12 protein-coding genes and 2 riboswitches are annotated in these 12372 nt (G+C 41.4%); of the genes, 8 read left to right on the top strand and 4 right to left on the bottom strand.

Annotated elements, in window-relative coordinates; genetic code table 11:
• Positions 1–42: 42 nt before the first annotated feature.
• Positions 43–663 carry an RraA family protein gene (locus ACFVSH_RS00060; RefSeq protein WP_387604084.1) on the bottom strand — a complete coding sequence of 207 codons (621 nt, stop codon included), beginning with the start codon at positions 661–663 and terminating at the stop codon, positions 43–45.
• 475 nt (positions 664–1138) lie between these two features.
• Positions 1139–1318, bottom strand: coding sequence for a hypothetical protein (locus ACFVSH_RS00055; RefSeq protein ID WP_387604082.1), 180 nt, complete (start codon positions 1316–1318; stop codon positions 1139–1141).
• Between the two features lie 118 nt (positions 1319–1436).
• On the opposite strand from ACFVSH_RS00055, the gene ACFVSH_RS00050 reads away from it, so the two are divergent.
• The 7 genes from ACFVSH_RS00050 to ACFVSH_RS00020 all read left to right on the top strand — a co-directional run bounded on the left by ACFVSH_RS00050 (position 1437) and on the right by ACFVSH_RS00020 (position 8522).
• A complete protein-coding gene (locus tag ACFVSH_RS00050) occupies positions 1437–1766 on the top strand; it encodes a DUF948 domain-containing protein (RefSeq protein WP_098371506.1) in 330 nt (109 codons plus the stop codon).
• Positions 1767–1806: 40 nt separating this feature from the next.
• Positions 1807–1905: riboswitch (guanidine-I (ykkC/yxkD leader) on the top strand.
• Between the two features lie 48 nt (positions 1906–1953).
• The gene (sugE, locus tag ACFVSH_RS00045; RefSeq protein ID WP_260286250.1) at positions 1954–2274 is read left to right on the top strand and encodes a quaternary ammonium compound efflux SMR transporter SugE; all 321 of its coding nucleotides are present in this window, start codon (positions 1954–1956) and stop codon (positions 2272–2274) included.
• 53 nt (positions 2275–2327) lie between these two features.
• Entirely contained in the window at positions 2328–2882 is a 555-nt protein-coding gene (locus tag ACFVSH_RS00040; protein ID WP_387704268.1) for a YhcN/YlaJ family sporulation lipoprotein, read from the top strand.
• A gap of 160 nt (positions 2883–3042) precedes the next feature.
• Positions 3043–4554, top strand: a complete 1512-nt coding sequence (locus tag ACFVSH_RS00035) for a spore germination protein (RefSeq protein ID WP_387604077.1) — start codon at positions 3043–3045, stop codon at positions 4552–4554.
• A 23-nt stretch (positions 4555–4577) separates the two neighbouring features.
• On the top strand, positions 4578–5678 hold the full coding sequence (locus ACFVSH_RS00030; RefSeq protein ID WP_387604075.1) for a GerAB/ArcD/ProY family transporter: 1101 nt from the start codon (positions 4578–4580) through the stop codon (positions 5676–5678).
• Positions 5675–6757, top strand: coding sequence for a Ger(x)C family spore germination protein (locus ACFVSH_RS00025; protein WP_387704266.1), 1083 nt, complete (start codon positions 5675–5677; stop codon positions 6755–6757). Before ACFVSH_RS00030 ends, ACFVSH_RS00025 begins: the two co-directional genes overlap by 4 nt.
• 85 nt (positions 6758–6842) lie before the next feature.
• Positions 6843–8522, top strand: a complete 1680-nt coding sequence (locus tag ACFVSH_RS00020) for a glycoside hydrolase family 13 protein (protein ID WP_387704264.1) — start codon at positions 6843–6845, stop codon at positions 8520–8522.
• Positions 8523–8561: 39 nt separating this feature from the next.
• Here the strand turns inward: ACFVSH_RS00020 and ACFVSH_RS00015 are convergent, their stop codons facing one another.
• Positions 8562–10013, bottom strand: coding sequence for an amino acid permease (locus ACFVSH_RS00015; protein ID WP_387704262.1), 1452 nt, complete (start codon positions 10011–10013; stop codon positions 8562–8564).
• Positions 10014–10108: 95 nt separating this feature from the next.
• Positions 10109–10294, bottom strand: a riboswitch (Lysine riboswitch).
• 255 nt (positions 10295–10549) lie between these two features.
• Positions 10550–11512, bottom strand: coding sequence for a LacI family DNA-binding transcriptional regulator (locus ACFVSH_RS00010; RefSeq protein WP_387604067.1), 963 nt, complete (start codon positions 11510–11512; stop codon positions 10550–10552).
• Between the two features lie 667 nt (positions 11513–12179).
• Between ACFVSH_RS00010 and ACFVSH_RS00005 the strand changes: the two genes are divergently transcribed.
• On the top strand, positions 12180–12372 hold a 193-nt coding region (locus ACFVSH_RS00005; protein ID WP_483878297.1), incomplete at its 3' end, for a metal ABC transporter solute-binding protein, Zn/Mn family.

The following is a 12372-nucleotide window of genomic DNA, read 5'->3' as shown; positions in this document are numbered from 1 at the left end:
GCAGGAAGCCATCGCTTCCTGCCTGTTCTTTTATGCGTCAGATCATGCTTTATTGGTCATCATGGCAATATACTTTCTTATTTCATCAGGCTTCCCTGCATATTTTTCAGCACGCTGTTCATCTTTCATGATTTTATCCTTTGCTTTGGTAAGGATTTCTTCACCCATGGCTTGTGGCACGACCACGACTCCATCTATGTCCCCTATGATAAGGTCCCCTGGAAATACGGTGACACCCCCACAGGAAATGGGGATATTGATTTCGCCTACACCTGCTTTGCCGCTTGAGGCAACCGTCGTCCCTTTGCTGAAAACAGGAAAATTCAACTCTTTAATGGCTTCAAGATCGCGAATGACTCCATCTACTACGAGGCCGCCAATTTCCATGGTCTGCATCATGCCGACTACGAAGTCTCCTGCTATAGCCCGGTATGTATCACCTTTGCTGTCAACGACAATTATATCCCCAGGCCTCGCTTGGCCGATTGCTTTTAACACGGCTGAATTATCACCGACGGGCATCTGTACAGTCAAAGCTCGTCCGGCCATATGAAATTCTTCCTTTAAGGGTTTAATCGCTGATTCCAGATTGCTCAGCCCTTCCATTGCATCGGAAATCGCCGTGGTGGGCAAATTCCTGAACTGTTGAATGAGAGTATCCATGACTATGATTCCTCCTTAAGAGTTAATGAATATAACCTAATTATACACAAATTTTCTAATTTTCTAATAGTTTTCCATTTGATAAAATGGTGAATGTAGTGTATTCAATGGATAAAGGGGAGGGAAGTGCTGATGTCACAAGAGGGTTCAAGCCAAATTCCTTTTTAATCAATCGATTGATTAAACTTAAAGTCCATGATTATGAAGAGTTTGAATTTAAGTGTGCAGATTTTTAATTCAATGCCGTAATTTCAGAAGAGCGGAAATAGTGTTTTCCACTGTATATACTTCCATATGATAGTATGAATAGAAGCAGTTCTATTTTTCGAATCTCCATGGCAGCTTGATTCGTGCAGGAACGTTCTTCTAAGATCAAGAGAGGAATGTAGTTGCATATCCTTCGTGTTCTCCTGATTGGGGATGTTAGCGAAGAAATAGATAACTCAACCAGTGTGCGGGAGGTCACTAATATTCTTCAAAGCAGGATCAATACAAGGACTGAGGTTGCCAATGTAAGCCAAAGGGGGCTGAAAACTTCTGGATGAATGATTAAAAAAATGATTCCTGCAATAGTGGCAGCCTGCTGTATGGTCAGATGTCTAATGTAGTGTATTCCAGCTTTAAAACAGGCTTTAAGCAGAGGCATTTGATTCATTTTCATTCCTCCTTTTTCTATCAATAATATGACCAGGCATAAAAGAAAATACATGGGGATTCGTTTTCTGCCCAATTATTACGGGTATAGTAAAGGTAAAATAAAAGGAGGAATCTAGGTGATCATTGTATATATTAGTCTTGCCCTCTTTATCGGCTCGATTATCTATTTAGCGTTTTTTGCTTTTAAAACATTTAAGGATTCCAAACCGACAATTGAAAATGTGACTGAAACCGTTACGCGTATCCAGGCCAAAACGGACCAAATTAAATCGGAGACGGACCAACTCGCCATGACACAGCAAGAAATCACTGAAGATGTTCAATATAAAAAAGAGGCCGTACAATATACGGTTGATGCGGCTAAAGAAATACCTGAACCATTTAAAAATATTTGGTTTTCAATAAAAGGTGACAAGTGGAAGCTAAGAAACAGAAGCGATGCATAAGTGTTTGACCGATTTGAAATGTACATGATATAGTATGGAAATAATGAGTTTCTAGGGTTCCTCGGTTGAATTTTACCGGAATGGTCCAAGAGAAACGCGCAGGAATCTGCGTACACGGAGGGAAAAAAGCCCGGGAGGTTATGAATTATGACCTTTCGGGCTTTTTCTGTAATTGGAGGGAAAAAAGATGGCTTGGCTTCAATTGGTGATTGCCGGATTATTTGAAGTGGTATGGGCGACAAGTTTAAAGTATACTGAGGGTTTTACGAAATTATTGCCTTCTATCATAACGATTGCCGGTATGGTCATTAGTTTTTATTTTTTATCATCGGCGATAAAAACCCTGCCTATGGGAACAGCGTATGCAATTTGGACCGGAATAGGGGCTCTTGGGGCTGTTCTGGTTGGCATTATCGTTTTTAACGAGCCTAAGGATGCGATGCGTTTGGTATTCGTCGGTTTTATTTTGGTTGGGATTATCGGCTTGAAAATCACTTCTTCTGAATAATCCATCCTCTCCTCGTAAATAGTAATGTTAAACGATTTAGAGGAGTGAAGATCATGAATTATAAAGCGTTAGTATCAAGTGTGATGATGGCTTTAGTGATTACAGGTTGTTCAGCTAATAATAAAGAAGGTGCCAGTGAAAATCTTGGCCTGAATCGTACCCATCAAGATAATTTGGATAATCCGATGAATGTAAGCGACACAAGGCAAAACGTTAATGATAACGTTAATGATAACGTTAATGATAATAATGACAACAATGATAATGGCATAAACGATATGAGGGTCTCCGAGGATATCTCAAACCGGGTCGAAGCCTTGAAGGAAGTAAGTAACGCAAGTGTCATCGTTACTGAAAATAATGCCTATGTAGGGGCAGTATTGAAAGACGGCGGGGATAAGGATATCTCAAATGACCTTAAAGATAGGATTGCTGATGCAGTAAGGGGAGCAGATCCATCCGTGGACCAAGTCTATGTGTCGACAAACCCGGACTTTGTTCAAAGGATAAAAGGGTATGCGAATGATATTCAGAATGGAAAACCCGTTGCAGGATTCGCTGATGAGTTCCGTGATCTAGTAACACGCATTTTTCCAAGTCCAAGGTAATTGGTATTCAGTAAAAGAATTAAAACGTAAAGGCTTATCCGGTGGATTCCGGATAGGTCTTTTCCAATTTTAAAGATATCGGCGGATCATGACTAACTTTAAATAGGGTGGTTACAATAATCGAATGAACGAAAAACTTTAAGATGGAAATGGGGGTGGGATGGTGAGGTTTTTTAAGGGCGGGAGGAAAATGGATGCAGCATCCTTTCAGGTTACTTCCAAGGATTTTCAGGAACTCCTTAAAAAGTTTAAAGCATCTAATGATTTTCTTACCTTCCAATTCCCGAATGATGATGGCTACACTATTTCCTACTTCAATTCACTGGTTAGTGTACAACAGCTTCATGAACAAGTATTGGCTGTCATGTCGAATCAACCAAAGAAGGATCTTAAGCAATTAAAAGGTGATATTCCGATTGAAGATATGAAATTGACGGCTGATCTAAAAGACATTCAAAGGTTGGTTTTGGCAGGAACAATCATGGTTCAATACAAGCAAGATGATGAAATGTGTTTGTTGATTCCATGTGTTCATAGTGTGAAAAGGCAAATTTCCACACCAGAGTCGGAGTATACGGTCGTTGGGTCCAAGGAGGCATTTGTTGAATCGCTTGATTCGAATTTGAATCTGATTCGTAACCGGTTGCCCACTCCTGATTTGCAGTCCAAGGAATTAAGGGTCGGCAGCATCTCGCAAACAAGGTTAGCGGTACTCTACATAGATGGGGTAGTAAATCAACAGATCGTTAATACAGTCATACAGAGGATAGATGATATAGATTATGATACGATCGTCGATATTTCGTTTGTAAGCCAGATGATCACGGATAATCGAAATTCGATGTTTCCGCAACTGATTGATACGGAGCGGCCTGATCATCTGGCCAGTGTTTTATCGGAAGGGAAAATCGGAATCATGCTGGACGGATCTCCACATGCATTAGTTGGTCCAAACACCATCATTTCGTTCTTTTCATCATTTGAAGATTATTTTCAAATTTGGAATCTCGGCACCTCATTCCGTTTGATTCGGCTTTTCGCAGTGCTGTTTTCCGTTTTATCTTCACCTCTGTATGTTGCCGTTTTAACCTATCATTATCAAGTGATTCCAACGGATTTGCTGCCAATCTTAATTTCATCCAGGGGAGTGATCCCGTTTCCTCCGATCTTGGAAGCCATCTTGCTGGAAGGGACAATTGAATTGCTGAGGGAAGCAGCGGTCAGGCTGCCTGCTAAAGTTGGTTCCACCATTGGTATTGTTGGCGGTATAGTCATCGGTACAGCCGCTGTGGAAGCTGGATTTGTCAGTAATGTCTTACTGATGCTTGTCGCCTTGGCTGCCTTGGCTTCATTTACGGTGCCGATTTACCAAATCAGTAATACCATCCGCCTTATCCGCTTTCCTTTTCTAATTGCAGCCCAGTTATACGGTTTGTTTGGAATGGCTTTATGCAGTGCATTCATTTTAAGCCATTTATTGAAATTGACTTCGCTTGGCAGCCCTTATTTAGACCCGCTTTACCCATTAAGAATTCATGACTTTAAAGACAGTCTCATTCGTCTCCCTTTTTCAAAGCAGAAAAAACGCCCGCAATTTCTGCGGACGGAAAATCCACTAAGGATAAGGAAGGAGACGGAAGAGCGAAACTCCCATAGTGATATTGATGAATAAGGTGTAGAAAGCGGTGAGAAGGTATGGAAGTCAAACCAAATGAAACTAAACTAATATCTCCATTTTTTGTTTTTTTCCTCATGCCCGGCATGCAGATTGGGGTAGGGATATTGGGGTTTGAACGGGTCATAGCGAAAGAGGCTGGTCAAGACGCATGGTTATCTGTACTCATATCAGGGTTGATCGTAAATGTTCTGCTTTGGATGTGTTTCAAGCTTTTAGGCAGGGGTCCCCAAACCCTTGATTTGGTCGCCATCCACAAGGATTTGTTCGGTAAATGGGTCGGAAGTGCTTTCAATGTTTTATTCATCCTCTACTTTATAATGATTTCCGTCATTCTTATCAGGACTTATTTAGAAGTCATTCAGGTTTGGATGTTCCCTGGTGTCAATATCCTGATGCTAATAACCATCATTCTTATTCTCGTCTATAGTTTTGTGGAGGGAGGGTTCAGGGTCATCACCGGTTTTTGCATAATCGGGCTTATTATCGGATCGCCATTATTCCTTTTGAATTATTTCCCATTGAAGTACGCCCACTTTGAAAATTTGGGTCCTTTTCTTGATCATTCCTTTTTGGAAATCATGAAGGCCTGTAAGAAAATGACCCTGAATTACCTTGGTTTTGAATTACTCCTTATTTATTACCCTTTCATTAAAGACCCCGAAAAATCTCAAAAGTGGGCCCATTTAGGGGCAGTGTTTACTATGGCGATATATTTAGTATCCATCATCGTTTCATTAGCCTACTATCATCAAGATCAACTGAAAGATGTAATATGGGCAACCTTGACGTTATGGAAAATTGTTGACCTTCCATTCATTGAAAGGTTCGAATACATAGGGATTTCCGTTTGGCTGTTCATGGTGCTGCCGAATGTTTGCATAGGGGTTTGGGCAGCGAGCAGGGCAGCAAAAAGAGTATTTGGACTAAGGCAAAGAAAGATGTTGATCTTCATTCTGCTGATCATTTTAGTTTCCTGCACTTTCATGGATAACCGCTATAGAATCGATAAGTTTAACACGATAAGTTCGGAAATTGGTTTTTATATCGTTTATTTGTATCTTCCTCTCTTATTCATATGGCAGTCGATTGTCTATAAAGTCAGGGGGCATAAATCGTGAAAATCCGACTTATCTTGATAATATTGGCAGGTTTCTTGATGACGTCCTGCGGCGTGGAAAAACAAATATTAGAAGATATTTTAATTGCTGAAGTCGTAGGTTATGATGATGCCGAAAGCAAAAAAATCAAAGCTACGGTCGTTGTCAGCGTGCCTCAGCATGGGGAGCAAGCAAATCTAGGTAAAGAAGTATATGAAGCGGTCTCCCATGATATAAAGGCAACCCGCCAGCAGAAAAATGCAAAAACGCCATTCCCGATTGTCGGTGGTAGACTGACGGTCATTCTCTATGGTGAAAAATTGGCAGGAAATGGATTGAATGATTATGTCGATACATATAGGCGTGACCCCATGGTGGGAAGGAACTTGTATTTAGCGATCGTTCATGGCAAAGCGGAGGATGTAGTTAAAATGGAGCCGAAGTTGATTAAAACTCCAGGGGTTCAAGCGAAAGAGCTGATCGAACAGAATATAAAGACTAATTTGCCTAATGTGGATCTTCACAGGTATTTATATGCATGTCATGGTAAAGGAATCGACCCGGTCTTGCCCTTATTGGAAACGGCAGGGGATCAAATACGGGTAAAAGGGATCGCCTTGTTTAAAAAGGATCGTTATATTGGCAAATATATTCCTTATGAGGACGGATTTTTATTTAAAGTCCTTACTGAAAACTTTAAGATGGGGAGTTATGAAATTAAGTGGAAGGAAAATGTTTTTACAGATATCAATAACGTGGAGTCACGTGTCCATTATCATATTTCGGATGCAAATCAAGACCCCAAGGTCAGGATTGAAGTGAAATTAAAAGCGAGTCTGCTGGAGGTCCAAGGCTATGACTTGGGCAAAGCGGTCGACCTGAATAAAATAGAGGCCAGGGCCGAGCATGTCATTGGAAAAAAATTAAATGAGATGGTAACCATGCTTCAGGAGAACAATATCGATCCGATTGCAATCGGTAATCATGCTAAAAGTAAAACAAGAAATTTCAATCAGGAACATTGGGAGAAGGCATATCCTTATATTCCAATCGAGGTAGATCTGGATATTGAAATGATTCAAACGGGAATAGCTGAATAAAAGGAGAATATTCTGAAGTTTTTCCCTTTATAATAGGGGTATTGGTGTAATGATCATATCAATGCGGCCAAAGAGGGGGAAAGACATGGACAAAGCATGGTGGAAAGAGGCAGTTGTGTATCAAGTGTATCCAAGGAGTTTTATGGATAGTGATGGAGATGGGATAGGGGATATAAACGGGATTTTGATGAAACTCGATTATTTACAAGAGCTGGGCGTGAACGTGATATGGCTATCCCCTGTTTATCAATCTCCCAATGATGACAATGGGTACGATATCAGTGATTATAAATCGATCATGACTGAATTCGGGACCATGGCTGATTTCGATAGGTTGTTGAAGGCGGTTCATGAACGTGGAATGAAGATCATGATGGACCTGGTGATCAACCATTCTTCTGATGAACATCCGTGGTTCAAGGAATCCCGATCCTCAAAAGATAATCCGAAGCGAGATTATTATATTTGGAAACCTGGAAAGAATGGAAAAGAACCGAATAATTGGGAGTCCATTTTTAAAGGTTCAGCATGGGGATATGATGAAGGGACCGATGAATATTATTTACATTTATTCAGCAGGAAACAACCGGATTTAAACTGGGAGAATCCTAAGCTCCGTGAAGAGATCTATAGCATCATGACTTGGTGGCTGGATAAGGGTGTCGATGGCTTTCGGATGGATGTCATCAATTTCCTTTCAAAAGATCAAAGCTATTCAGATGGATCCGTTCATCATGGGAAACAGTATGGCGATGGAAGCCCCTTTTTCTTGAACGGCCCGCGCATACATGAGTTTTTGCAGGAAATCAATCAACGGGCACTTTCTGGACATGACGTGATCACGGTTGGGGAGATGCCAGGCGTCACACCGGAGGAGGCGCAATTGTTCACAGGTAAAGATCGTGGTGAGCTACATATGGTCTTTCAATTCGAACATATGGATTTGGGGAGCGGGCCGGCAGGGAAATGGAGTAATGACAAGTGGAAGCTTACCGATTTAAAGCGAATTCTCTCCAAGTGGCAGACTGGTTTGGAGGGGGATGGCTGGAACAGTTTATACTGGAACAACCATGATCAGCCCCGGATTGTCTCAAGGTTTGGTGATGATGGAAAGTATCGGATTGAAAGCGCAAAGATGCTTGCAGCTTGCCTTCATATGCTTCAAGGGACACCCTATATATATCAAGGGGAAGAGCTGGGCATGACCAATGTTGCATTTGAGGGCATCGATGATTACCGGGATATCGAAACATTGAATTCATATGAAGAACTCGTCGATTCGCATGGCTGGTCAAAAGAGAGGATGATGTCAGCCATCCACGCCCGAAGCAGGGATAATGCGAGGACACCGATTCAGTGGAATGACTCCCGGAACGCAGGATTCACGAAAGGGACGCCTTGGATTAAGGTTAATCCCAATTTTCCAGAGATTAATGCAGAAAAAGCCTATAATGATCCGAATTCCATTTTTCATTTTTATAAAAAACTTATCCAATTACGAAAGAAACATGAAATCGTCGTTTATGGCCGTTTTGAACTGCTATGGCCGGATGATGAACGAATATTTGCCTACACGAGATCGTTTGAAGAAGAAAAGCTGCTGGTGCTATGTAACTTTAAAGAAGAGGAGGCCTCCTATACTTTGCCTGAAGAACTGCATGCATATTCAGCCACAAGGCTGATAGGCAATTATGATCAGGAAGAAGAAGGAATCTCCAGCAAACCTCTGCGTCCATATGAATGCCGTGTTTATCATTTGAAATGAAAAAAGGACCTGTTCTCCATAGAACAGGTCCTTTGCGCATTATTTTGATTTAAGGTCACATTCCTTCAGGGGAATGATTTTCGTTTTATGCTTGATTTTATAGCCGAGCCATAGGGCGAAAAATAAAACTAAGCCAATGTAGGAAACAAACATTGAATTCCAGTCGATCCCATTGCTGCTGAAAGCTTGATAGCCTTGTCCGATGATAATGATAAGGCAAAGGACAAGTGCGAATATAGGCCCGAATGGGAAGCCTTTTGCCCGGAATGGTAAAGCATTCATATCAAGGCCTTGAGCTGCGTAAGCTTTGCGGAACCGATAATGGGCAATCGCGATCCCGACCCAGGTGACGAATCCTGCCATGCCTGAAGCGTTCAATAACCAGATATAAACGACGCCGTCACCGAAAAATGAAGCTAAGAATGCAACGCAGCCTACTAAAGAAGTCACGATAAGTGCATTCACGGGTACTCCTCTTTTATCTAACTTGCCTAGGAATTTCGGTGCTTTCCCATCACGTGCCAAGTCCCATAGCATACGGGTTGAAGCGTACATGCCAGAGTTACCGGCAGAGAGTACGGATGATAGAATGATCGCGTTCATGATGGATGCAGCAAATGCAAGGCCTGCCCGTTCGAATACAAGCGTGAATGGACTTACGGCAACATCTTCACTCAATAATCGTGAATCGGTAAACGGAATGATCATGCCAATTACAAAAATGGCAAGGATATAGAATAAGATGATGCGCCAGAAAACGGATCTGATCGCTTTTGGGATATTTTTTTCTGGATCCTCACTTTCACCAGCAGTCACTCCAAGCAATTCCGTTCCTTGGAATGAAAAGCCGGCAGCCATGAATACGCCCAGGATCGTAAAGAACCCACCGTTAAAGGGACCTTCACCCATTGTGAAATTTGAAAATCCAATTGGGTCTTTCCCACCCATGATCCCGAGAATGATCAGGACACCCGTGATCAAGAAAATGACGACTGTCACGACTTTGATCATGGCAAACCAGAATTCTGCCTCCCCGAAACCTTTTACTGACATATAATTGATAAGAAACATAGTGATTAATGCAATGGCACTCCAGATAATTGAAGGGCTATCCGGGAACCAGAACTTCATAATTAAGACAACGGCTGCCAATTCAGCGGCAATGGTGATTGCCCAGTTATACCAGTAGTTCCAACCAATCGCAAAACCGAAAGACGGATCGACGAATTTGGATGCATAGACACGGAATGAACCGGCCACTGGCATGAACGCTGCCATTTCTGCAAGACTTGTCATTAAGTAATAAACCATGATGCCGATGACTGCGTATGCCACCAAGGCACCGCCGGGACCGGCTGAATGAATGGCACCGCCACTTGCTAAAAATAAACCTGTTCCAATCGTTCCACCTAATGAAATCATCATTAAATGACGCGCTTTCAGGCTCCTTTTCAGTTCAGTAGGGCTTGATGCTGATTGTGAATTTGACAATTGATGTTACACTCCTTTTTATTGGAAGGGAACGAAAAATAAAAAACAGCAGTCGAAAAAGATCGACGGCTGTTTATAATAAACCCGTTTATCCTTCCGAAGATAGCTCCCCACGCTTTTTTGAAAAAGCGTGACAGTGGTGTTCCTGTTCGGTAACACCGCCAGCAAGAATATACATGGAATATACCCTTACTTCGGCAATTTATCCTTTCAAACGGAGTCTTGAATTTTCCAGAATCTCGTCCGTTTTACTTTTATAAGCTGCAGCCTCTAACTCATCGGTAAATGAGGAAGTATTCAATTTTCTAAAATCGTTGCGCCAGCTTGTAAGTGACGTCAGACGATAGTTCTCATGAAATTCATGCAATCGCTAATAGATTGCTAGTAATTGAGTAAACTTTACTATATCAAAATTATAAAATAATCTCATGAATATCGCAATGATTATTTTATGTGGTTATTTTTTCCTAGTTAATGAATGATGGCGGCAAGGAAGAATTCAAATGGCGATATACCAAAATAAAGCATGGAGATCATTAAACGGTCCTTCTTTTTATAAGGGCGTAGTCCAGTTTTACATGTTTGACCAGCTCAGGATTCTCAAATAGGTCCACCGCCATTTTCCCAATCCATTCCAACGGCAGGGAAATGGTCGTGATGTCGAGCATTTCACCCAGGCTATCATTATTGAAACCGAGAATGGCCACATCCTCCGGGACCCTTATACCTGATTTCTTAGCGGTAAGAATGAAGCCAGCCGCCGTGTCATCATTCGTGATGATGATGGCTTCAGGTTTATCCATCATCGAATTCCATTCCTGAAACAATTGTTCACCGTCTTTGATGTGATAACTGCCTTCAAACAGCCATTCCTTATTGTTTATCAGTTGATGTTTACTCATGATATCGGTAAAGGCCTTTGTACGATGGGAACTATTTCTGCTCTTTTTACGGCCGAGGCTGTATCCGATTTTCTTATATCCTTTAGCAATCACGTACTCAAGGGCACAGGAGAAAGCTGCATAATGATCAATGCTGATGGATGAGAATTCAGCCTGGGCCGTATCTTCACATAAAATGATCGGTCCGTATTTTTGATATTCCAAAAGGATTTTCATTTCCGAAATCCTTGAACAAACGATAATGCCATCGAGCTGCTTCATTTGCAGCATATTAAAAGCCTCGATTTCCTTCTCTCTGTCATAATTTGTTTGAAAGATGACGATATGACAGCCAATTGCATTAGCCTGTTTAGTGATTCCGTTAACGATTGCCCCGTAATATGGGTGATTGTTGAAGGGGATGATGATGCCGATAAGATTGGTTTTACCTTTTGAAAGATGAATGGCATTTATGTTTCTCGTATAATTCAAACGATCGATGGCCTCCAAGACGCTCTTTCTTTTATCTGGGCTTACATATGGATGATCATTCAATACACGGGACACTGTTGAGACAGATACACCGGCACATTGAGCTATTTCTTTAATATTTGTCATGGTATCACCGTTTTTTCTTTTTTTATATTGTACAGTATGAAACCCATTTCAGGGCAAGAGAACAGTGTGGGGCTGCTGAAGATTTCTTCAAATAAGGTCTTGTTCTGGTATGGGTTTCATCCTTTAAGATTGTTTTAAGTCTTAGAGGAGGAGGAGACCATGATGTTTCAAACCCTAATCACCCTTTTTGTGCTTTGCGGAATTGAATTGGGATTTGCGTACTTGGCAATTTCCTTGAAAAAATGAGTGGCAATGCACATGGAATGCGTAAAATCCCGCGTTTACTCGTGAATTTTGGCACTTTACTCGTAAAATCAGCGCTATTACCCGTGAATTTCACAATGTTCGAAATAGCCCCCATAGTTTATATTCACCATTAGAACCCCACAATATAAATATAACTTCAGAGTTCGTTTCATGTACGGCATGACCGACTGTCAGGAAGCTCCCCAGTGGAGCTTCCTGACAGTTTTTTACGTGTGCGAAATTCATTGTCCTTTTTGAAATGTTTGAAAAAATAGTTGCACTTTTTTTGTATATTTGTGTATAGTATGAAATAAGTTGTATAGAGGAAACTTTTTAGCATTTACGACAATGTAAAAATTTTTACACTTATTTTTGCGCATGGCAAACTATTTTAGAAAGAGGAAAAAGGGAGGGAGTATGGATGGGCTTTCTGAAATCCATTTGGAGCGTGATTGCTGCATTGCTGATTTTAACGGGGTGTGGCAATGATACGGTTGAAAGTGATAAAGGCAATGGTAAGCTGAATATCGTTGCAACAACGGGAATGATTGGAGATTTGGTTGAGAATATCGGCGGTAAACATGTCGAGGTCACCAGTTTAATGGGTCCGGGAG

The sequence above is a fragment of the Peribacillus sp. NPDC058002 genome (assembly GCF_042886655.1).
In the GTDB taxonomy this organism is placed as follows: domain Bacteria; phylum Bacillota; class Bacilli; order Bacillales; family DSM-1321; genus Peribacillus; species Peribacillus aracenensis.
This window is presented reverse-complemented; position numbering and strand designations above follow the sequence as displayed.